Origin of the sequence: Tolypothrix sp. PCC 7712 (assembly GCF_025860405.1) — a bacterium.
Taxonomy (GTDB): domain Bacteria; phylum Cyanobacteriota; class Cyanobacteriia; order Cyanobacteriales; family Nostocaceae; genus Aulosira; species Aulosira diplosiphon.
Map to the genome: position 1 here is coordinate 3,665,578 of NZ_CP063785.1, position 23,234 is coordinate 3,688,811.

22 protein-coding genes are annotated in these 23,234 nt (G+C 39.1%); 4 read left to right on the forward strand and 18 right to left on the reverse strand.

The window, feature by feature from the left end; translation table 11 throughout:
• Positions 1 to 106: 106 nt before the first annotated feature.
• Positions 107 to 1,843 carry a precorrin-3B C(17)-methyltransferase gene (gene cobJ, locus HGR01_RS15165; protein WP_045870283.1) on the forward strand — a complete coding sequence of 579 codons (1,737 nt, stop codon included), beginning with the start codon at positions 107 to 109 and terminating at the stop codon, positions 1,841 to 1,843.
• 278 nt (positions 1,844 to 2,121) lie between these two features.
• On the opposite strand, the gene HGR01_RS15170 is transcribed toward cobJ, so the two are convergent.
• The gene (locus HGR01_RS15170; protein WP_096621593.1) at positions 2,122 to 3,432 is read right to left on the reverse strand and encodes an IS701 family transposase; all 1,311 of its coding nucleotides are present in this window, start codon (positions 3,430 to 3,432) and stop codon (positions 2,122 to 2,124) included.
• Positions 3,433 to 3,505: 73 nt separating this feature from the next.
• Between HGR01_RS15170 and HGR01_RS15175 the strand changes: the two genes are divergently transcribed.
• Together HGR01_RS15175 and HGR01_RS15180 are read left to right on the forward strand one after the other, a co-directional pair.
• Positions 3,506 to 3,775: a DUF2934 domain-containing protein gene (locus tag HGR01_RS15175; protein WP_081584004.1), complete on the forward strand. Its 270-nt coding sequence runs from the start codon at positions 3,506 to 3,508 to the stop codon at positions 3,773 to 3,775.
• A gap of 137 nt (positions 3,776 to 3,912) precedes the next feature.
• Entirely contained in the window at positions 3,913 to 4,263 is a 351-nt protein-coding gene (locus HGR01_RS15180; protein WP_045870279.1) for a hypothetical protein, read from the forward strand.
• A gap of 169 nt (positions 4,264 to 4,432) precedes the next feature.
• Here HGR01_RS15180 and HGR01_RS15185 read toward each other — a convergent pair whose 3' ends face one another.
• The 9 genes from HGR01_RS15185 to HGR01_RS15225 all read right to left on the reverse strand — a co-directional run bounded on the left by HGR01_RS15185 (position 4,433) and on the right by HGR01_RS15225 (position 14,704).
• Positions 4,433 to 5,218 (reverse strand): HAD family hydrolase, encoded by a 786-nt coding sequence (locus HGR01_RS15185; protein ID WP_045870278.1) that lies wholly within the window; start codon positions 5,216 to 5,218, stop codon positions 4,433 to 4,435.
• A 215-nt stretch (positions 5,219 to 5,433) separates the two neighbouring features.
• Positions 5,434 to 5,616, reverse strand: coding sequence for a hypothetical protein (locus tag HGR01_RS15190; RefSeq protein ID WP_045870520.1), 183 nt, complete (start codon positions 5,614 to 5,616; stop codon positions 5,434 to 5,436).
• 1,293 nt (positions 5,617 to 6,909) lie between these two features.
• Positions 6,910 to 8,448, reverse strand: a complete 1,539-nt coding sequence (locus HGR01_RS15195) for a response regulator (RefSeq protein WP_045870277.1) — start codon at positions 8,446 to 8,448, stop codon at positions 6,910 to 6,912.
• A 17-nt stretch (positions 8,449 to 8,465) separates the two neighbouring features.
• Positions 8,466 to 9,947: a sensor histidine kinase gene (locus HGR01_RS15200; RefSeq protein WP_096621596.1), complete on the reverse strand. Its 1,482-nt coding sequence runs from the start codon at positions 9,945 to 9,947 to the stop codon at positions 8,466 to 8,468.
• Positions 9,948 to 10,521: 574 nt separating this feature from the next.
• The gene (locus tag HGR01_RS15205; protein ID WP_155539215.1) at positions 10,522 to 10,872 is read right to left on the reverse strand and encodes a hypothetical protein; all 351 of its coding nucleotides are present in this window, start codon (positions 10,870 to 10,872) and stop codon (positions 10,522 to 10,524) included.
• Positions 10,873 to 11,661: 789 nt separating this feature from the next.
• Positions 11,662 to 12,198 carry a non-heme ferritin gene (ftnA, locus tag HGR01_RS15210; RefSeq protein ID WP_045870275.1) on the reverse strand — a complete coding sequence of 179 codons (537 nt, stop codon included), beginning with the start codon at positions 12,196 to 12,198 and terminating at the stop codon, positions 11,662 to 11,664.
• Between the two features lie 172 nt (positions 12,199 to 12,370).
• A complete protein-coding gene (locus tag HGR01_RS15215; protein ID WP_045870274.1) occupies positions 12,371 to 12,592 on the reverse strand; it encodes a FeoA family protein in 222 nt (73 codons plus the stop codon).
• A gap of 1 nt (position 12,593) precedes the next feature.
• The gene (locus HGR01_RS15220) at positions 12,594 to 14,057 is read right to left on the reverse strand and encodes a ferrous iron transporter B (protein ID WP_045870273.1); all 1,464 of its coding nucleotides are present in this window, start codon (positions 14,055 to 14,057) and stop codon (positions 12,594 to 12,596) included.
• A gap of 26 nt (positions 14,058 to 14,083) precedes the next feature.
• On the reverse strand, positions 14,084 to 14,704 hold the full coding sequence (locus HGR01_RS15225) for a FeoB small GTPase domain-containing protein (RefSeq protein WP_045870272.1): 621 nt from the start codon (positions 14,702 to 14,704) through the stop codon (positions 14,084 to 14,086).
• Between the two features lie 618 nt (positions 14,705 to 15,322).
• Between HGR01_RS15225 and HGR01_RS15230 the strand changes: the two genes are divergently transcribed.
• Positions 15,323 to 15,520: a hypothetical protein gene (locus HGR01_RS15230; RefSeq protein ID WP_045870271.1), complete on the forward strand. Its 198-nt coding sequence runs from the start codon at positions 15,323 to 15,325 to the stop codon at positions 15,518 to 15,520.
• 851 nt (positions 15,521 to 16,371) lie between these two features.
• On the opposite strand, the gene HGR01_RS15240 is transcribed toward HGR01_RS15230, so the two are convergent.
• From HGR01_RS15240 to HGR01_RS15275, 8 genes are all read right to left on the reverse strand, one after another.
• Entirely contained in the window at positions 16,372 to 17,160 is a 789-nt protein-coding gene (locus HGR01_RS15240; protein ID WP_045870269.1) for a glucosamine-6-phosphate deaminase, read from the reverse strand.
• A gap of 106 nt (positions 17,161 to 17,266) precedes the next feature.
• Positions 17,267 to 17,578, reverse strand: coding sequence for a hypothetical protein (locus HGR01_RS15245; protein WP_045870268.1), 312 nt, complete (start codon positions 17,576 to 17,578; stop codon positions 17,267 to 17,269).
• Between the two features lie 131 nt (positions 17,579 to 17,709).
• On the reverse strand, positions 17,710 to 18,261 hold the full coding sequence (locus tag HGR01_RS15250) for a hypothetical protein (RefSeq protein ID WP_369792182.1): 552 nt from the start codon (positions 18,259 to 18,261) through the stop codon (positions 17,710 to 17,712).
• A gap of 120 nt (positions 18,262 to 18,381) precedes the next feature.
• A complete protein-coding gene (locus tag HGR01_RS15255; RefSeq protein WP_045870267.1) occupies positions 18,382 to 18,981 on the reverse strand; it encodes a YdcF family protein in 600 nt (199 codons plus the stop codon).
• 85 nt (positions 18,982 to 19,066) lie between these two features.
• Positions 19,067 to 20,095 carry a VOC family protein gene (locus HGR01_RS15260; protein ID WP_045870266.1) on the reverse strand — a complete coding sequence of 343 codons (1,029 nt, stop codon included), beginning with the start codon at positions 20,093 to 20,095 and terminating at the stop codon, positions 19,067 to 19,069.
• Between the two features lie 306 nt (positions 20,096 to 20,401).
• The gene (locus HGR01_RS15265; protein WP_045870265.1) at positions 20,402 to 21,766 is read right to left on the reverse strand and encodes a flavin-containing monooxygenase; all 1,365 of its coding nucleotides are present in this window, start codon (positions 21,764 to 21,766) and stop codon (positions 20,402 to 20,404) included.
• The gene (locus HGR01_RS15270) at positions 21,750 to 22,577 is read right to left on the reverse strand and encodes an SDR family NAD(P)-dependent oxidoreductase (RefSeq protein WP_045870264.1); all 828 of its coding nucleotides are present in this window, start codon (positions 22,575 to 22,577) and stop codon (positions 21,750 to 21,752) included. Before HGR01_RS15270 ends, HGR01_RS15265 begins: the two co-directional genes overlap by 17 nt.
• 169 nt (positions 22,578 to 22,746) lie before the next feature.
• Positions 22,747 to 23,196: a hypothetical protein gene (locus tag HGR01_RS15275; RefSeq protein ID WP_045870263.1), complete on the reverse strand. Its 450-nt coding sequence runs from the start codon at positions 23,194 to 23,196 to the stop codon at positions 22,747 to 22,749.
• Positions 23,197 to 23,234 lie beyond the last annotated feature (38 nt).

Here is a 23,234-nt window from a genome sequence, read left to right on the forward strand (position 1 = left end):
TTTCCTCCTCTGCACCCCTGCTTCCTCATCTCCCTCATCCCCAATCCCCAATCCCCAATTTATGGTTTGATTTGAAACATATCAAAAATTACGTTCCCTAACTTTTATGATGTCGAAGGTTGCACCTGCTGTTGTGGTGTTGGGTCAAAATAGTGTGGCAGTAGGAAGGAAAATCATCAGTGTTTTGCCAGGGGCGACGCTATATGGTTTGGCGGGGCGCACTAGTGAGGTGGATGTGAGTTTTAGTAATTTTGGTGAGACGGTACGGGAGTTATTCGCCCAAGGAAGCCCGGTAATTGGGATTTGTGCTGCGGGAATTTTGATTAGAACTCTAGCGCCCATGATTTCCGATAAGCGCCAGGAACCGCCAGTAATAGCTGTGGCTGAGGATGGTAGCGCTGTGGTGCCGCTTTTGGGTGGATTGAGTGGGGTAAATGATTTGGCACGTCGCATTGCTGAGATTTTTGATATCAAAGCTGCAATTACAACCACAGGCGACATCCGTTTTCGCACAGCGCTGTTGTCTCCTCCGGCTGGATATCATTTAGCTAACCCTGATGATGCGAAGAAATTTATTTCAGATTTACTAGCTGGGGCGAAAGTGAAGTTAGAAGGAACAGCGCCTTGGTTGACTGAGAGTCAATTACCCATTGATCCCAACGGAGAATTGACAATTAAAATTAGCGATCGCTTACTCAAGCCTACACCCAATTGTCTTGTCTACCATCCACCCACAATTGCGATCGCTATCTGTGAAACTTCTCAAACTCACGATCAGGTAATAGCTTCAGTATGGCAACTACTTGGTGATGCAGAACTTGCACCTGCATCAATAGCTGGTGTATTTGCACCCATCGCCAGCGCCGCTTATCCTGCAATTCATGCTGTAGCTGAAGCTTTGGGTGTACCTGCAAGATTTTTTACCCCAAATCAATTAGAAAACCTGTTATCACATGGTTATAGCCCTGTACAAGCCGCAGCTATAGCCGCTACAAGTACGTCAGCACAACTAATTGAGGCCACAGCAGCAGAAATTGCGATCGCAATTTCCCCTCAACCCATGGACCCCAGTACTATCGGTCAACCACGTGGGCGATTAGCTGTGATTGGTACGGGGCCAGGGAGTTCGCAATGGATGTCGCCAGAAGTGAAAGAAATCCTCAAATCGGCTACTGATTTGGTAGGTTACACAACTTATTTAAATTTGGTCGGTTCTCTCGCTGAAGGGAAGCGAAGACATGATTCTGATAATCGCGAAGAAATCTCACGGGCGGAACTGGCGCTAGATTTAGCAGCAGAAGGGCGATATGTGGCTGTGGTATCCTCTGGTGATCCAGGGATATATGCAATGGCGACAGCAATTTTTGAGGTACTCGATTACCACCCTAAACCAGAATGGGACAGCATTGATATTCATGTAGCACCGGGAATATCCGCCATGCAAGCCGCAGCCGCGAGTATTGGCGCACCTTTGGGTCATGATTTTTGCGCGATTTCCCTTTCCGATATTTTGAAGCCTTGGTCAATTATTGCAGAACGCATTACCGCAGCAGCTCAAGCTGATTTTGCGATCGCCTTTTATAATCCTGTATCGAAAGAGCGTACTTGGCAATTGTCCACAGCGAGAAATATTCTACTGCGTTACCGAACAGCTGATACCCCAGTAGTATTAGCACGTAATCTCGGCAGATCTGGGCAAGCTGTGCGGGTAATTACTTTGGAAGAGTTAACCCCAGAATTAGCAGATATGCGAACTATAATTTTGATTGGTTCTAGCAAAACAAGGAAGATTCAGCGCCTTGATGGTAGTGTCTCCGTTTACACCCCCCGCAGATACAGTTAAAATCGCGTTGCCAGAATATCTAGTTCGGTAATGGGTAATGGGTAATAGGTAATGGGAAAGAGAAATACCGTTTTAGGACTACTCTGATAAGCGTTTTGAACTCAAAATTGGTTTTGGGGAAAAGGTTAAAGGTTAAGGGTTAAAGGTTTTTTCTTTCCTTTTTCCCATTCCCCTTTTTCCCCTTAACCGAAAAGTATTAAATATCGTTTAACAATTACCGATTACCAATTACCGATTACCAATTACCAATTACCAATTACTAACCCTCTTTTGTCACTCTAGGCAGAGGAAAAGTAGAAATCAGGGTGAATCAGGGATATAAAAATTGAACTGGTGAGGCTATAAATAATAGATTGAAGTTTAAAAAAACCCAAAGCTAATTGAGGAATAGGAAAAACCGTTAACCAGGGATATATCAGATTAAATAAAGTAAAAGGTTGAATAATCAAACGAAGATTGTTAAGAATGTTCTTCCAGCCATTTCCATTATCCCACCAAGGATGTGAAACAAATTTTGACTCTCGTTGTGATGGAGACTGAAACAGTTGCTCCGAATGCAGACTAACCATTAAATAAGCACTGCAAATAATTTCCCACCATCGCTCAATATCTGGGTAGTGAGTCAGGCGAAAATCTGACCAACCTAATTCATTCTTACTTTGTTTTAACCCGTACTCGACCCAAGTTCTTAAACCGTAAAAATTTCCAACTTCTCTTGGCGTAATGTCTGGATATTTACTCATCACATACCAAGTAGTGTTATCAGGCAAATTTTCTGGATCTGTAGTAATTTGCCAATATCTAAGTTCTCCACGTTTTCCCGGAATAATTTCTCTAATAAATCGATTTTCCCGACTCAAGTCAGAGAATACCCTTTGAAACTTCTGCCACTTTAAATATTGAATATGTTGTCGTGGAAGTATTTCTACATAATGATTTGACCGAATCGCTACTATATAGTTCAAGTTTAGTTCATCTAATACAGATATGAAATTCTTACCACTCTCTCCATATAAGCTATCTGCAAGTACTAAGTTGAATTTAAAACCCATTGATTGTAGCTTTTTTATCAGTATTGCTGCTATTTCTGGTTTAGTGCGGTACTTATCTCCTGCCTGTAATCTTTCCCTGGGTTTATACACTTCAAACAGTAATGGAAATGTCATCCCACAGAAAACACCATATACTGTCACTGCCACAATTCCATTATCTGTTTTTCCCAAATTTCCTATATACTGCCGTTTCACATAATCTGTCTTGCTCCCTTTCTTTTTATCCCCTGTCTCATCAATAATTAAAATGATTGGTCTACCTTTTAGCACTTGTAAAATTAACTCTAACCTTAAGGTTCTTAACTTTTCTATATCCCAAGGTGATGTAGTTAGAAAATGATGCAACCCTTGCTGGTTATCTAATCCTACGATTTTTGCTATTTCTGGCAATGTTTTACGTTTTAGATCAGAAATGCAGCCTACATGGAGATATTTAAAAGCCTCGAAACTCCTAACATCTGGAAACAGACTTTTATACCACTGGCAATATTCGTCCACAAATTTGACTGTTGGTGCGGCTGGACGGGGCTGTACCATGCTCTGTGTCTTGGTTCTAGCATTTTTACCTTATTATACTACTGCCAGAGTGACAAAACAGGGCTAATTACTAATGATGCCTTACGATATTGTGATGTGTCCTGGGGAAAATTGCCCCATTAAGCAAGAGTGTTACCGTTTTACTGCTGAAATTTTAGGTCGTCAGGATTTTTTCGGAACAGCACCGTATAGTTTGACGACTAATTTCTGTGACTACTTTATTAGTAACCGCCCAGATGAAAATCAAATCCGGTTAAAAGCCTATCAAATTTGGCAACAAGCTGGTTACCCTGATGGCAAATCTGTAGAACATTGGCTGCAAGCTGAAAAGGAATTGATGTAAAAAGTATTACATATTTCCCTTCTGAGCCATTCTGAATTTAATTTGGCTGGGTATACCAAATTCCTGATGCCTATTAGCTTACCCTGTAAGATGAAATCGGCTCATGTGAGCAGTCGAAATTCTTCACCTGGAAACTCATGAACAAATTTTTACTTCACTTGCTTTCGACTCCTGTACTGATTAGCTCTATCTTGTCTATGGGAGTGACAATCAATCAAGCTCAAGCAGCAGATCCAGTACCAGCAAATACTGACCGTCTATCTTGTATCCGCAATAAGCACAAAGTTGGTTTAGTCTGTATGAGAGCTTCTGTATTGGCTCAAATACCAGAGTATCAGCAAGAAGCACAGCCCTCTACAGAGGGTGTGCCGATGTTAGAGTTTAACGATGAAGAAAGCGATGCAGCCATTACCTTATTTGGTTGTGATTGTCCAGCTTGCATCAATTCCTTACGTCAAATGCGCGGCGTAACGCCCTTAGTGTATTAGACACGTCCGAAAATTAATTTTGCCATGCCAGACGAAGTAAGGGTGAACGAATATTCACTCTTACTACTTTACTAATGGTCTAGTACTGTTTGTAAAATACAAGCGATCGCTTGACTTTTGGGTATAATTTATCTTGCAGTTCCTTGCCCCTCATTATCCTCTACAGAATTCAACTCCAATTTGAGAAGTTATCACCAAACTGAGAAAGAGATAATAGTTGAATCCGTTGGTCATTGTCGGCTGTTTCTCTTTCCGGTTGAGTATTGTAGCCCCAGTCTGCCAAGAAAAGTTTGACATCTGCAAGGTCTGCTTGCTGTTGTACTAATTGCAAAGTCTTGAGCCTATCTTCTACAAACCAGAGACTAACAGGCTTTTGAGTTGCTGTCTGGATTAATTCGCGGAGGATTTCGTATTTTGGACGTTTTTCTTCTTTACCAAAAATATCTTGGGAAGATAACTCTACTCCTTCTTGTTGCAATAATTGCTGAACGAAACGCCCTTCTTTAGTGGTAACAATATATAAGCTAACCGCACTAGCAATAGTTGCTTTGATTTTGTCGATTACACCAGGATAAAATCTATGCAGACTTAACCAACCATTCAAATCAGTAGCAATCCATTCATCCCGGATATTATCTAGTGCGGTAGCAATTTCTCTTGCTTGTAGCTTGTGGTTTAACAATATTTGTGGAGCAATCTTTACCCAATCTTGCAGAATATTGTCATCCGCAATCCCGTCTACTAATGCTTTGATTAAAACAGGCATTTCCCAGCCTGTTTCAATTACAGGTCGTAGCCGATAAAATCTCGAAGCTAAATTCTCGGCTGGTGTCTTGTTAGCAGGCGACCAAATTTTACAATAGGTGCGCCATGCTACCTCAAAATATTCAATTAGTCCATCGCAAATCACTCCATCAAAGTCTAGGGCTAAAATTGTGGGACTACTTGCGGTCATGGTTTTGAGGATGAAAACTGCTTTGGTTAGCTTATCCGATCCTGCAACGATTTTTCTGTATCAATGCTAGTGCATCGTGGCAACAGTTTCTAACCAGTCGTGATGGTAGTGCAGAGTCCTGAGGAGCCACTGCGTTGGACGGGTTTCCCGGAAATCGCGCAAGTGGCGTTGCTAAGTTGAATTTTGTACTGATTAGTTATTTCTGCCAGTCTGCACTAATTGTCATTTTTTTCTGACCAGTCCACAGGTTCTTGTGTAACTTCCTTTGATTGCAGAATGTCTAGTGCATCTTGGTCTGCCATTTCGATAATTGCTGCCACATATTGCCGTACCTGTTCAGCAACATCGGGTTTCCATTGACGCAATTTTGTATCTAGAGTTTCCGCTAAAGCTTCCATAGATACCTCTACCATGAATGAGTGTGGTGCCTATTACCATGTTAGAGTATCTAAGCCAGAGGTTGCTCAACAGTTACCTTGATAGCCAGTAAATTTAGTTAACTAAAATAGCCAAAATGCATATTATACAAGCGTTTGAGTAAATTTTAAGTTTGGCAGTTGAGCAGTATCTAAGATTCGTTGCTAGGCTATTTAAGGTTCAGCGTTTGGTATAATTGCAAATTCAAATAAGGTTTGTAGCATATCAATCATCTGTAGGGGCGCGCTCTTTCTCAGCCTACTCATATATTGGTAGCATTTTTTCAAAGTATAATTCCACGAAGAAAATATATTGATAATTGTAGTGATTACATTTAGAAGATAAGATTCATACTTTTAATATTGAAAAATTCTGTTTAAATGCTCAATCGCTATGATATGCGATCGCATATTTCAAAGTATCGGCTGCTGTCGTTAAAAATTAAGAGATGAAAGTTTCACAATTTCTGTTCCTCCTTCTTGAGTTAAGAATTATTTCTAAAACCGAGATATTTGCCAAATTTCATCTGTTGATATTTGTGTATTAAGCAAAAATTCAATTTACTAATCGACTTTATTAATGGTGAGAACACTATTTTTTTGTAAAAATCAATATTTGTTTACGAATAAAGACATTAATTTGCGAACTGCGACATATAATTTGCGAATGTACAAAATGAAAGAGACTTGGCAGAACCAAGTCTCTATATATACCAAGCATTTACTACACCATGCTTAATTTAGACTTTCTACGACACTAGTTCATCATCCTAGAGGATGTGTGCAAACAGCCTGAAGACAGATTAAAAATTTACTTGTGAGTTCTGAAAAAAAAGGTTTGGTCGCGAGCCAAACCTCGATCATTGCTGTGCTTAACAACGTACTAAATTAATTTAGACCTACTCTCATCACAGATCATCTTCCTTGGGGATGTATCCAAATATGCCAAAAACTGCTAATAAAGTACTTGCTTGATCAACTTACATTTGTAGAAAATTATACTTTTATAGTTATTTACTTATATGAATAAATAAAAACCTATGAAAAAGGCTCGGTTTTAACCAAGCCTCCAGATATACCAGGTGTTTACCATATATAGCTAATTTAGACATACTGGGCTGATATATCATCTTTCTATTTGGAGTTGACAAATATTACAATATTTGATATATGGCGCTTCAATATATATAACAATGTCGTAAATTTAATCATCTTATAATTACTTTGGCAAATTTAATTACATATTTTCTATTGATTTTTGGCATACCTTCTTCATTATTGCTGTGTTGTACTAGTTGGTGCTAAATCAGTAAATATGAGGCTAAATGTCGTTCTGCCGTCGCCACTTTCTACTTTAATGCTTCCTTGTAGCTGTGTGACTAACTTCTGCACTATGGCGAGTCCTAAGCCTGTACCGCCTTGATTCCAGATATCGGCATCAGGGATGCGATAGAATTTTTCAAACATGCGCGGTAAATCTGAAGCGGAAATTTCTGTTGTATTGCTGACAGTAATAATGGTTTCTAGTGGTATCACAGAAGCGTTGTAAGACACGGTTATGATAATTTCGCCACCAGATGGAGTGTATTTACAAGCATTATTCAGCAATTCTATTAAAATACGTTCCAAGCTGGTACGGTCTGAGATAACTGTTACTGGATTTGCGGGTAGATTTAGCTGTAGAGTTTGCTGGTGTTCTTGAACACGGGCTTGGAATGGTTCGATCAATAAAGGTAACCACTGCTCTAACACTAAAGCATCAGGCGCTAGAGGCAAATAAGATGAATTTTCTAGCCTTTGTAAATCTAACAAATCATTGATCAATTCCATCTCGCGATCGCACTCTGCTTTTATAATATCGAGATAGCGCTGAAATTCCTCAGATAGTGGAGAAACTTCTAGTAATTGAATCATCCCCTTCATATTACTTAGAGGTGAGCGTAATTCATGTGTGACTAAATTTAAAAAATCATTTTTAAGTTGATTAAGTTCTTGCAATTTTGCTACTATTTGTGCTTGTTCTACTTGCTTTTTACGAGCCTCTATAGCAGTTTTTAGCTCAGTGATATCTCGAAATATTAAGACTGCACCTATAATATTATTTTTATCATCCCTAATTAGGGCAGCACTATGATCTATAGGAATTCCGTTACCATTTCTCCCTATCAAAATGGTATTTTCCGGTAATTGATTAACTACACCGTCTTGCAGCACTTTTTTGATAGGATTTTCAATAGGGTGATGGGTTTCTGCATGAGCAATATTCAATATTTCTGATGAATTTCTACCCATAGCTTCTGACTCTTGCCAACCTGTCAAGGTTTCTGCTACAGGATTCATAAAATTTACTACTTCTTGCACATCGCTAGCAATTACACCATCGTTAATACTTTTTAGCAAAGTAGATAGCCATTTTTGATTATTTCTTAATTGCTTTTCTAGCTGATGTTTAGTCAGGGCTATTTCAATATTAGTTTGTAATTCTCTTTCTTTAAAAGGTTTGAGTAAATAGCCAAATGGATCTGTTATTTTTGCTCTATTTAGAGTATTATCATCTGCATAAGCAGTTAGATAAATAATTGGTATATCTAAATATTTATGAATTTCCTGAGCTGCTTCTACACCATCCATTTGCCCTTTTAATTTGATATCCATTAGCACTAAATCTGGAGATAATTCTAGTGCTTTATTAATAGCTTCTTGTCCTGATGAAGCAACAGCCGGAACGGTATAACCAAATCTTGTGAGGCGATTGCGTAAATCTTTAGCAACAATAGCTTCATCTTCTACAACTAAAATATTGGCGTTATTCATTTAATTAACCTATATATTTAACCTAGAGAAAATGTTATCAAAAACTCTACACCGACATCGTTATTAATCACGATTTCTCCTGTTATCTGACTAGCTAAAGCTTCTACTAACTGCCAACCTAATGACGCTGTTTCAGTAAAGTTGAAATTTTCAGGTAACCCAACACCATTATCACTAACAGTCAGGGCAATTTTATGATTTGCTATTTCTTTAATGGCAACAGTTATTTCACCACTTCTCCCTGCAGGAAAAGCATATTTTAAAGAATTAGAAACAAGTTCATGAATAATTAAACCACAAGGAACGGCTGTGTCTAAGCCAAGTAAAATCTCATCATCAATATTAATATTTAAAGTAATTTCTCCGTCATATACTTCATAAGAAGTACATAAACTAACTACTAATTCCTGAACATATTCACGGAAGTTAATTCTGGATAAATCTCCTGATTGATACATCTTTTCGTGCACTAAAGCCATTGATGCTATGCGCTGCTGGCTTTGTTGAAATATTTGCAAATCCTGTTGATCTGTAATGTATTCTGATTGCAAACTCAGTAGGCTAGAAATTACCTGAAAATTGTTTTTAACTCGATGATAGACTTCTTTTAATAAAACTTCTTTTTCCCGCAATGAAGCTCGAACTTGCTCTTGAGAACGCTGGCGATCGCTAATATCTTCAATCACGGAAATAAAATACTTAGGATTACCAAAACTATCGCGGACTAAAGACACAGTCAAATTAATCCAGACGAGAGAATGGTTTTTGCAAAAAAAGCGCTTTTCTAAAGTGTAGGTTTGAATATCACCAGCTAATATCTGCTCAACATAGTTGAGGTCATCTGCCAAATCATCTGGGTAAGTAATATCTTGAAAAGTTAGTAATTGTAATTCTTCAAAGGTATAACCAACAATATCACAAAATCTCTGATTCACTAATAACCATCGTCCATCTATTCCTACATGAGCAATACCAACAGCCGCCTGTTGAAATGTTGCCCGAAATTGCTGTTCGCTTTCTCTTAAAGCTACCTCTATGCGCTGACGTTCGTTAATTTCCGCTTGTAGTGAGGCGTTAGTTATTGTTAACTCTGCTGTGCGTTCTGCAACTATATTTTCTAGTCTGTCGAGTAGTTGATTAAGATTTTCTTGTGCTTGCTTCCGTTCAGCGATTTCTTTTGCTAATTGAGCATTTGCAGCTTCTAGTATGGCAGGGCTAGGTAAAGCCAACGCCTGCGGAACTAATGGTACCAATTCTATGGCTGTGTATACAGACACAAGAGCAGTTATAGCTTTAATCAAACCAGATATCCAATAGATAGGATGCCAAAGTGTCCACACTTCTATGATGTGGGTTGTGCCGCAAGCAATGATGAATGTACTAAACAATAGAAACATCCAATTAAAAGGTAAATCTTTTCGCTTATGGACAAAATAAACCAAAATTATGGGAATTGAATAATAAGCCAGTGCAATCAGCAAATCAGAGACTATATGCAATCCAACTAATTGTGCTTGCCAAAGATAGCAATGCCCATGAGGTATATATTGCTGAGGAAAAAAAAATTATTTAGCAATTCCATAACTAAAATTGATGTAAAAGAGAAGTGACCACTTCAATATTCAATGTTTAAAGTGGACATTGCCAGCCTTTTTTCGGGCAAGCCTTGTGTATAGGGATCTGTAATTCTCTAGCCTTTCTACTTATTTAACTGATGAATCAGTTTATTAGTATGACATTGTAATATTTATTGTTATTTTCAGCTTAAATTTCACTTACATTAGCCTTACTTTTGGAAATGGTAGCTTAAATTAGCAAGTTCATAGTACTTGTACTTGCAAACGCTTTATCCGTTTATATTCCATATATACACGCTGTAAAGCTAATTATTTTTATAATCTTATATTTAAGCTTTTTCAACGCTCTTATACCCATCTACTTCTTCAAAGTTAAATATTCTTGTTGAGAAATAAAGCAGTTATGATTGCCGGATTTATGAGTAGACAGTGTATAAAGTAGCCCAACACTGGCTATTTTAAAGTTTCCATTCATTGTAAAGTATTTATTTAACAATTAAAGGGTGTTCTTTATGCCTAATGACAATGAGGCGTTAATTAGGGCTATTAAAGATTTAAACTCTACTGTAAGGTCAGGATTTGTGCTCGTAGCTAATATTATATTTCTAACAGCTTCATGTATTGCTGTAGCAACTTCAAATATATCTCCTTTTAATTTCTTCTCTATAGGATTGATTTTTTTAATTATCAAGTTGATTGGTTGGTTTGCTTCTGAAAGATAGTGTCCTTGCATCAGCGCTACCATTGGCCCTAAAGCGCGATCGCTATGAACGCCAAGCACTAACCAGCGCTGTAAAATGAGGGTGATACCAATTAGAAAAAAGAAGGCGACAGATTGTAGGGGCACGCGAACATTTTTTGATTTGGTATCACTGATTAAAGAAGCCAGAAGAATTGGGGGATTCTCCCCCAAACCCCCGATTGGGTGACGGTTGCGTCCCCCAAACCCCCTCCAAAATTATTGTTCGGTTTTTTGTTGAGTAATACCAATTAGAAAAAAGAACGGAACAGATTGTAGGGGCACGGCACGCCGCATACGTGTCAACTTAAGCTAAAAGCTATATAGGGCGGGCATTGTACAAATACCTCGTGCCCTCATCCCCTAACCCCTTCTCCCCCAGGAGAAGGAGAACTAAATCTCTTGCTCCCTTCTCCCTGCGGGAGAGGGGCTGGGGGTGAGGGCGAAACCTTGCACAAGAGCGAGTTTCACGTTAAGTTGACACCAATGGGCACGCCGTGGCCTCTAGAATATATTGATATGTCGCAAACATGATTTGAATTGGTATGAGTGTTAAAATTCGGATTTAGTATTAAGTACAGAAATATAAAAAGAAGCTACTTAATGGTAGCTTCTTTGTGATCATCAATGAGAAATGATTGTTGATTCTGCAAATATAGTTGGGAGTATGCCAACTATATTTGCATTGAGGAGTAAACTAGCTTTTACCAGGGAATTTACAGCTAATACTCTTTAATGACCTGACACATTATCAAGTAGTCACTGTTTCCTGCCCCTATTGATTATTAAAGCGATTTTGCTCTCAAAATCATACAGACTAAAGTCATGAATACACCATGACTTTAGTCATAAAAGCCAACACCCTGATTGAGCGAGCGCACTGCCGCTAGATTTGAGTTAAGCTGCTGGGGTAGCGCTCATTGTAGTTGCTTCTTTACCTTTTGTGGCTGCTAGGTTAGCAATTTCTCGGTCGATGAAGAATATGCCCTGTCCTTCAGTGCCAATCAGGTGAATTTTGTCGAGAATCCCTTTAAACAAAAACTCTTCTTGATGTTGTTCTGCTACATACCATTGGAGAAACTGTAGCGTAGAATAATCTGGTTCTGTATTTGCTAAATGTACCAACTCGTTAATTTTACGAGTAATGCTCTGTTCGTGTGCGTAGATTTGTTCAAACAGTTCTGTAAGGGAAGCGAAATGAATTGGTGGAGCCTGCATTCCACCTAGTACTACTAACGCCCCCGTTTCATGTAAGTAATTAACTAAACGGCGCATATGCATCATTTCTTCATCGGCGTGTTGACTGAGAAATGTTGCACATCCATCTAAAGCTTTGTAAGCACACCAAGAACCCATTTGCAAATAAAGATGGGAAGAATACATTTCTAGGTTGATTTGTTCGTTCAACCGATCAGTCATAGCTTGCGACAGCATAATTTCTGCTCCTTCTGAATTTCAGGGGATTGGGGACTGGGGACTGGGGATTGGGGACTGGGGACTGGGGATAAGGGGTAATGGGGATTGGGGATTGAGGAGATGAGGGGGATGAGGGGGATGAGGGAGAAATTTCTATTACCTATTACCTATTACCTATTACCCAACACAACTAACAAGATTCCACAAAAATAGTTTGTGCTGTTTCCTTATCCAGGGCGGTGCGGGTTCTGCCGACTGCGATGATGTAGGAAGGGAAGCGTTGCTCTAGCACTAATTTGCTTCCTGGCAGAATGCCGAACGCCATCAGCTTGTGTAATACGGCATCATCTTGAGTTTGCAAACATACTACCCTTTGCGGTTGACCAATTTTGACTGTTGGTAAGGCGTTCATTTTAAAAGTTAACTCCGAAGAACGTTAAGCCCAAATTGACGAGATATCCCATCAGAAAAGCGAAGGGGAAAATAAACAGTACTATTAACCAAGTAGTTTTAGCTCCCCGTTCTTTAATCAGCATTTGCAATTGGGCAATACAGGGTAAGAACAATGTCAAGACAATGGCAGCTACTACAAGCTGATTACCTGTGAGGCTCCCTTGTTGCTGTAAATCAAACAGCCCTGCGGCACCATAATCACGCCGAAAGAAGCCATAAAGGAATATCGGTGCTGCTTGTTTGGGCATTCCTAAGGCAAAAGTTAGCGGTTCAATTGCCCGAATAATGAGGTCAAATAATCCAGTTAATCGCCCTACCCAAATCAAGACTGATGCCCAGATAAACAAGGGTAAGATTTCTAGGAAATACCACTTCATCCGCACCCAAGTTTTAACTACCACGTTCCGCAAGTTGGGCAATCTTAAAGGAGGAAGTTCCATGTAAAATCTACCGGAACTGCCAGGTAAAAACCTAGCGGTGAGATACCCAACTACCAAGAAAATGGCACTAATAAAGCCTCCCCAAAACATCAAAGCGGCGGGTTTTTGTGCTAATAGCCCCAAAATCACACCCCACTGTGCAGCACAGGGAATAGCCAGGGATAGTAAAAATGTGGCAATTAACCGTTCGCGTTTGGTTTCTAAGGTGCGGGTAACAATCGTTGCCATTGTGTCGCATCCAAAGCCTAACACGATGGGAATCACTGCCCGGCCTGATAAGCCAACGGATTTAAATAAGCGATCGAGCATCAAAGATAGACGTGGGAGATAGCCGCTATCTTCCAGTAACGAGAACATCAAGAAGTAAGTAGCGACTACAGGTAAGACAATGGCTGTAGCATAGCGAATCCCCAAGGTAATAATGCCATAGTCATTACCAATCAAGTCTTGGATTGGTTGCCAGGGAACTACTTGAGCAGTGATGTGGTTCACCACCGGGTTGATTTGTTCCTCAAAAACCGTTTCGATGCGATCTACGAGTTCCCCTGCTCCAAATTCTCCCACAAATTTGTACACTCCGTAGTAAAGGATGACCACAAGGATGGGAAATCCAGTGATGGGGTTGACTGTCAGCCGATGAAGTTTCTCTGCAAGTGACGATCGCGCTTGTTTGGTTTCATGCAGAACTGCTTGTTCTATTGCCTGCGCTTGGCTTTGGCGAGTGTGGGCGATCGCTAATCCAATCGACTGTTTGAGTTGATTTTGGGTAACAGTAATCAACACTTCCAAATGGCGACACTGTTCTGGATCTTGTTCCAAGATTTGCCACAGTCCTGGATCTTTCTGCAACAGTAATAGCGCCAAACTGCGGGGTGAAAGTGAATAATTACTAAATAAATACCGCTCGCCTAAACTTTGCCACCAAGATTCTAATTGTGCGATCGCGGCTTCTATTGGTTCGGGATAGCTAACTTGACCGATCATGCCATTCTTTCCTTATCTCAAAATATTTACGCGGGAATCATGGCAGGCTGAATCGGCAGAAATGGCACAATCCTTTGTTTTAATTCATCTATACCCTGCTTTAAAGCCGCTGCCATACAAACTACTGGAATTCCTAACTCTTTCTCCAGCGCATCTTGTTGCACATCCAACCCCCAACGATGCGCTTCATCCATCATGTTGACGGCAAGTACAACAGGTAGCCCAGCTTCGATGAGTTGAAATGTTAAGGGGAGCATTCGTCCCAAATTCTTAGCATCTACTACATGAATTACGGCTGTCACAGGTTCTATGAGTAGTAAATCTCGTGCAACTTTTTCCTCTTCAGTGATCGGCATCAGTGAATACATCCCTGGTGTATCAACCACTGTCATGGTTTGGCTCGCAATCTGCATCAAACCACGACTCACTTCTACAGTTGTCCCAGGGTAATTGGAAACAGTTACATAAATGCCAGTCAGTGCATGGAACAGCACACTCTTACCAACATTAGGCATTCCTACCAAGGCAATTGGTGGACTTGCAGGAACTTCCTTAGAAAAGGATGGTTGATTGTTGCGAAAAAATGGCAATTTCCACGATTGTGTTCCACACGATTGGCTTTTAGATTTACATTGGTGACAGTCCATAGTATCTTCTTGTTGAGCTTGTTGAACTTGCTGAAAATTATTCTCAAGATAAGTTGTGAGGAACTTGTGAGGATGTATTAATAGTGAAGAAATTTAAAATTGCGATCGCATCAGTCAAATAGTTAATAAGCTGTTAGATTGCTTAATTTTGCTAATTTTGTAGAAATTTTGCAAGAAATAGATTTAATCCAGTTTGATCGCAGGTAGCTAAAAAATGTTTTGGTTTGATTAATTTTTTTACCGGTATTTAAATCAATATAAATGTAATTAAAAACCTATTATTCTCTGTAGTCACTCTAAATCGATAAAACATAGTGATGTAACATTATCAATGAAGAGACCGTTTAAAAGAGTAGCAAAGCTTGCAATCAAATTTTTATAGCATTTAAACGCTATTTGCTAAAATACTCTTAAGCTCTATCAAGCAATAGCTGATTTTAAAGAGAAAAATTTAAGTATTAGTATTTATTCCTAAAGATAGAGAAATTAAAACTGAGGGAACAGTGGCTTAATCTTCCTTAGGTATTATATAAGTCATACTTAAAGCATGAAGTTATTACAAACTAATCTATAAGACAATATAGAGACATCATCAATGAAAAAGTGGTAGTTACGGCTATGTTTAACATTGGGGACTATGTGCTAAATCAAAAAACAGGACATCTAGGCAAAGTTATTGGTTATGGGCATCAAATCATGAATAATGTCTATACCACAACTCTCAAAGTCCTGGTAGACGAAGCTAAAAACTCACAGACGAAAGAATTGGTTGTAGAAGATATAATTTCTGAATGGACTGGTTATTCACCAGCCTAAAGTTTCAGTTTCTACATCAGCCAGATTTCTCAAACAAAACTATGGCTTGCTTGTAGATAGAATATAGCAATTATTGCCACAAAGTAGAAGGCGAAGGTAACGCAAATATCCGATTAAGTTCATGCATAAATGAGGGGTGCGAGTTCCTATAACATAATTACCTTCTGCCTCTAATACTTGTCGGTTAAGGGCAAAAGGGGAAGGGGAAAAGGGGCAATAAAAAACCTTTAACCCTTACCCTTTCTCCTGCGGAGACGCTACGCGTAGCTTGCTTAAGCGCAGGGGTACACCTTTTCCCCAAACCAAATTCCAACTTGAAAATCCTTAACCGAGCAGTATTGCTTCTGCCTCTACTTTGATTAAATGTGTACAGTTCAGTCAGCAACAAAAGAAACAAGGTAACTATTTATGGTGCGAGATTTAATGCTTTGTTTGCAAGAGGTTGCTTTAGAGTTTGTACGAAAAAAATATCGCGTTACGCAACAGGTTGCTGAATGTTTTGAGAATCCCCCCTGCGGATGTATTAACCCAGGTAAAGAACTTCAGTGTGAAGACTGTTCGCATCTTGAATCTTGTTTGTCTAATTTAAAAGCTCAAGGATTATATAATTGAAATTTTTATAGCGCAGACTAATATTGAAAAATTATACATTTAACGTAGTAGCTTGGCAAGGCTTAAATGTTGCAATAAAAATCAATTTTATCCGCATTTCTCTGCTTTCATCTGCGGTTAATTTTTTACAATCTAATGCACTATTTTAGCCTTGCCACGCCAGTAGGATGCGTTACGCTATCGCTAACGCATCATTGCTAAAGCCTTTCTTGCGTTACTTAATTTAGCAAATTAGAGCATTAATAATTGCTAATATCAGCCAATAAACTTGCTGAATTTGTATCTAAAAATAATGTAGCTTGGGTTTGTTGGCGCAAAATAGAAGCAGGACATTTTGTATTAATTGGCCCGTGCAAGATATCCTTAACAATATTTGCTTTACGCTTATCTGGCGCAAGGCAGATAATTTTTTTAGCGGCACAAATCACTGGTAAGGTCACAGTAAATGCATATTGTGGTACATTTTCTAGACTGGCAAACTGACCAGTATTGACTTGTTGTTGCCGATTAATAGCATCTAATTTTACTAGTTTGACTTTGTAAGGGTCTTGAAAATCTGCTACAGAGGGATCGTTAAAAGCCAAATGTCCATTTTCGCCAACACCAAGACAGCATAAGTCAATTGGCTGTGCTTGCAGCAGTTTACTATAGCGATCGCACTCTGCTAATGGTTGCAATGTATCACCTTCAATATAGTGAAATTGCTTAGGGTGAACTCGCTGTTCCACACGTTCTTGCAGATAGCGACGGAAACTAGCAGCATGATCGCTAGAAATTCCTAAATATTCATCTAAATGAAATAGAATAATTCGCGACCAATCTACACCACCTAAAGCAATTAATGCATCGAGAAATTTCAGTTGAGAATTTCCGGTTGCTAACAATACAGCAGCAGTATCTTTTTGCTGAAGCACATGTTGTAGATGTTGTTGGAAAATTGCTGCAACATCTTGTGCCATTTCAGCTTCATTGTTGTAAATTTGCACCGTCAACTCATCAACACGAAAACTTTTTGTAGCGGCTAGCATTTGGTTATGTAGATAGCGATGAATATAGATATAACCTATTCACTTTAGTAAGTATCTGAGGTTTTAACAACCCCCAAATAATTGAGGCAACTAGTATAGTTATTAACTAGCCAAAAGAACTCACATTTTTTAATAAACAAGCAGCAATTTCTTCCCATTCCTGGTTTAATCCACCAGAAAATTCTGGCTGATTACTACGTCGATACCAGTAGCGTGCATTGCTCAAATCGCCTTGTTTACGATGTAAATAAGCATGAACCCAAGCGCTATCATCATCGCTGGCATTTTGAACTATTTCATGAGCTTTGTCCCAGTCATCTTTGTTGTCATAAAACAGTGCTTGTAACGCTTTTGGCAAGGTATTTGGACATAAGCACTGTTGTGCAATTAACTGTTGAAATTCAGGTAGATTTACCATCGTTAGTCAAACAAGATTAACTCTCTATTTTAAGAATAGAGGTAAATCAGTTTATAGCTAGTCAAACTCAAGGTGGGCAGTTGTAAAATTTCGTATTGCCCACCCTAAAATAATTACTAAATTTTTCGCTGCTAAATGCGGCTATTTGGCTTTGGCTTCTTCAAGGGGACGATTTCAAACTCAAAAGATGCAATTAAACGATCCTCAATATAGACCTGTATCTTATATTTACCATCTGGATCTCCAGGTGCGATCGTCCAGAAGTTTTGAATAATACCATCGGTAGTAGTTTGCGTGCGCTTTGTCACGGCTTCTTTGCCATCTGGAGAGATTGCTAGGTCTTGTCCAGTATCGACACCCCAGGTTTCTGGACGTTTTGGCAATCGCAGGATTTCTCGCCATGTCACTGCACCCTTGTAGTCTTTGAGTTGAATTTGCCAGCCGTATTTGCTTCCCTCTTGCAGTGGCACTCTAAAGGTAGGGATAAAGGTAACTTTACCCTGGGAGCCAACGCGTTGTACCCCAAAATCAGCCTTATTTACAATGATTGGTTGACTATCTTTTTTTTGAGCTTCCCTTTGTGAAGCAGCCGCTACAGGTTTAATTGGTTCAGCAGCTATAACCCCAGTTGTTAACCAAGAAGAAGTTAGTACAACAGTAACAGCCCAAATTCTCATCAACATAATTTTTCGGTCGGATCTTTTGGTACTTATTCAAGTCTTCTAGTCTATCTTCCGGTTGGGGCTGCTAATAATTAAACTGATTTATTTTTATTTTAAAATCTCTAAAAATTAAGTTAAAAGTTAAATTTTAAACACTAAGTAGATCAGGTAAAAATAAGTTTCTCGTATCAGAAATTGCATCTGACTAGAAAAACTGCGGTAGCGAGTTGTAGGTGTAGGTGATGGATCAGCATTCATGCCTAAATTACGTGCCATAATTACTGCACGCTTCATGTGCAATGGATCGCTGACAATCAGAAACTTATTTAATTGATGATTAGCTGCTACTAACTGAGCATTTTTGAGATTTTGGTAAGTTGTTCTAGATTCGGTTTCTGTCAGGATATCATTGATTTTTACTTGCCTGGCTAAAGCATAGTTTTTGCCCACTATAGCTTCAGCTAGTTCATTATTTTCACCAACTCCACCAGTAAAAATTAACTTGCTAACATCCTGATTTTTATACAAATTAATTGCATGATTAATGCGTTCTCGAAAAACTGGTGAGGGTTCTTTTCCCCAAACTGCTGCACCTAAAACAATGGCTGCTTCTGCTTTTGTATCAGTAATTTTATTACCGTACAAATAAATACTTATGGCTGTAGATGTTATTACTATTAATACGGCAGATAATAGACTGAGTAAAATTAGCTTCACCCATCGAGTTTTGACTTTTGGCATTTTATATTTGGTGTTTGTGATTTGGTATTCGGTGTGAGGAATTTTCCCAATTACCAATTACCCATTACCAATTACCAATTCCCGATCAAATTTCTACCAAAGTCCAAAAGTACCCATCGGGTGCAGTGAACGAGAAACTCATCTCGCCAAATTCGTTGGTAACGATGTTAGTGACATTTTGGGCTGAACTTTCACGGATGCGATCGCAATATGCCTGTATTCCCCGCACTCGATAGGTATATAATGACATTCCTAAACTACCTGGTTTTGCTGCTTCAAACCGCGATTCTAACTTGATGGACTCCGGAAACCTTGTAATGAACAGCCTACCACTGCGTGCAGTCAGGAAGTCAGACGCAGAGGAACGCGGATCGTCAAAGGCGGTAATAATAAATTTCTCACCAGGGTTGAGATCAAAAAAATCTTGACCTGCGGGTGAAAGTTCGTACCTAGTCTCGACATCATCACGTACTCGCAGCAAACCCAACACGTCTTCGTAAAACTTGAGGATTTCTTTGCTATCATCCTGAACAATTAATCCCATGTGGGTAAATTGACTAGTCTTAAATGGGGCATTTGGATTAATTTGCCCGTAATTTGGTAGTGTATAGCCAAATCTTTGAAATAAAACTTGTCTAGTTAAGGGTTGCAATAACAACATTTCTCGCACCCCAACAGCCGGATCGATAAAAGGACGGCTTATTTTATCTTTGTTGTAGATAATATCCCAGTAAAGATTGCTGAATCTAATATCCCAACCTGCAGCTTTTACTTGCTCTGCATGATTTAAGATACTTAAGCCATCAGCAGTTAAGGTAGTAGCCCAACGATTTCCCTTAACTTTCATTGAACTTATTCCCAAACCCTGATTAGTCGGATTTTGCCAAACCATCAACCGGATTAATCCATGATCCGCTTCTTGATGATGAAGACGAATTGATTTTAACGCTGAATTTACACTATATAGTTGTTGAGCAATATCTGCAGATAATTCACCAACTTGACCTATACGATAACCAAACTGTTCCCAATATTGAATCGCAGCAATTGCTTCGGGAACTCCAATGCATACTTCATAAATGCCTTCAATTGTATGCTGTTCAGCCTGATTCATAATGATTTTGAATCTTATATTTTGATTGGTTTGTTGACTTATTTAGGAAGATACTAATTTGGCAATGATTAACTTTACAAAGATTTCCAGGAAATCCAAATTATCAAATTTTAGCCTCGGGTGTGTTGTCGCGCAGTGCAACGCACCAGCGCATAATCAACAGGGTGCGTTAGCCTACGGCATAACACACCCTACCTCAAATGTATATTTTTAATATACATTGAACTATTATTTCTGTGTGATAAAATTCTTCTCCCCCTTTTCCCTTGCTTATACAGCAACACAATACCTTTGTAATTGATTTTATTAACAACTAAGCTTTTCGGTGCTTTGTGCGGCAGGTAGCGGTTGATTACGAAAATTGGGATATTTGCTATCAACTTGATGAGCTTTTTTAACTATCCAATTAAATAACCAACTAACGAACTTTACTTGCCTAAAAATGTGCTGTGGATCTGCCAGGTGAGTAGTTGGTAATTTTTGACCCATTTCTTTGAGAACCAAACCAATAGGCACATTTATTTCATCTTGAAGTTTGAGAAAACCCATGAATAAGGAATTGCTAGCCGAAATCAGCGAACCTACTCCACCTCTTGCTTGTCCCCAACCAATTACATACAGCCCTTTATAATCTGAGAAAAACGAGCCGCCATAACATTGCACTGTTGCACCTTTCACACGCTGAAGTTCTAAGGGTAGAAAGGGATAAGCAACATAATACCCAGTGGCACAAATTATTAAGTCAAATGCTTCGCGGCTACCATCAACAAATTCCACTTCCCAACCATCTAAACGCCGCACCGCAGGTTTGGGGGTAATTCTGCCATGTTTGATGTAATATGGTACTTCGTTATTCAAAGTTGGGTGTTTGGCAAAAATTTGATAATTGGGTTGAGGTAAACCATAACTTTGATGCTTACCAAAGGTTAGGCGGATAATTGCATAAGCTAAAAGCCGTTGTAACCATTCTGGCATCCACCATTTCATCAGTTCGGCGGTTGGTACTCCCGCAAAAGACTTGGGAATAAACCACACCGATTCACGCATACTTAAAACAGATTTAGCACCAACCCGCGCTGCTTCTGCGGCGACATCGCAAGCTGAATTTCCGCCACCAATTACCAGAACCCGTTTACCTGTCAGTTGTTTTGGGTGTTTGTAATCTTTGGAGTGAATAATTTCTCCGTTAAATTCGCCTTGAAATTGCGGAAAACGCTTGCACCAGTGATGACCATTACAAATCAACACTCCTTTGTAAATTCGCTGTTCTCCATTAGCGAAGGAAACTTCCCAGAGATTGTTTTCAATTGGTCGCACATAACTAACTGTGCAATTCAGTTCAATATGCTCCCGTAAATTAAAATGATCAGCAAAGGTGTTTAAATAATCCCGCATATTTTGAGCGCTAGGAAAATCGGGATAATGATCTGGCATAGGGAAGTGTGTAAATTCGGTAATCTTGCGTGACGAAATGATATGTGCAGTTTCGTAAACGCCGTGATACCAATTACCACCAATATCATCGCTAGCATCAACTTGATCGTAAGGAATATGAGCCGATTTGAGCATTTCCGCCATACCCAATCCGACAAAACCAGCCCCAATAATTAGATGTTTTTCTTTAGTCTCAACTAGGTTTTGAGTTGGACTGAAATTACTGACGTTGAGCAACTTTCAACCTCCTGGTAAATACATGACTAATCCAGTCCAGTAGTAGCGGTGAATATCTTTTGAGCAGATGGACGCTTTTAGCTGTGGGATCGGGAAATACGTGCAGTTTATCGTTAACAATTCCTTGAATAGTGGCACGCATTACGTCTACTGGATCAGTGGCCAAGCTTTCTGGAAAGCCTTGTTCTATCAGCTTACTTAAAGTACCAAAGCTTTGCGATCGCAAAATCGGAGTACGACTAAAGAAGGGATAAACAGCTGTAACTTTGACTTGATGTTCTTTGACTTCATTGAATAGCCCTTCGCTAAACCCTCGTAAGCCGAATTTACTAGCTGCATAATGAGCCATTCCTGCGGTAGCTGACCAGCCTGCTAGGGAAGAAATATTCACGATATGACCTTTTTTACGAGCAATCATATCAGCAGCAAATAGGGAACTTAAACGCATGGGTGCTAATAAGTTTACCTGCATTAGTTGCTCCCATATTTCGCTAGGAACTTCATCCATGCGACCGAAAAGTCCTATCCCTGCGTTATTGATTAATATATCCACTGGGATATCAAGTTTTTTAACTTGCTGATAAAGGTTTTCGCTTCCCTCGCGAGTAGCTAAATCTACAGCTAGACAAGCAATCACCTCTCCAGTAGAAATTTCACTTTGAATTGCTTCGACTTTTTGATGCAAAATTGCTGCATCCAAATCCGTTAAAATCAGTCGGCTACCAGCCTTTAATAATTGTCTGGTTAATTCCTGTCCAAATCCGCCAGATGCACCAGTAATTAGTACAACAGCTTTATATAACTGCGTCACGTCGCTTTGCTCCGAATTCAAAATTCAAAATTAAAGACCCCACGAATAAATCTGGTGGCTTGAATAAGATGCGTTACGCTGCGCTAACGCATCCTACATTAAAAATCAAATAAATAGTTTTATATAATTTGTTCACCAACAAAAGAGGGTTGTAACATTAACCTATTGGTTATTTGTCTTCGCTACGATACCAGCCAGCAGGAATGACTTCAAAATCCCAGATATCTTGAAAGACATATATTCTGTCTAACATTTCTGATGGCGCAATTGCATTTTGATTTCCTTCTTTCCAATCTTTTCGATCCACAGTTCCCATCACCATATAATCATTGCCTATAATTTTCGGGTTGGATTGGATAAAACCCGCAGTCATTAATGATTCGAGTTCCTGCTTTTTGGCAATAATCAGGTCACATCTTTCACAATATTTGCATTGCTTATTTAAGATAAAAAGCTGTTGCGGTTGAATGTGAATAACTAAAGGAAATTTACGAACTTTGGTTTTAGTATCACATTTTGGGCATTTAGTAAATGCACAATCAGAATAGGTATTCAGGAAAAACTTATGGCGTTCTTTCCACTTGCGATTTGCTATTGTTGGGGAACTTTTTTTAGGCATGGTTGTTGCTTAACTTGTTGTTTAAAAAATTTAAGTTA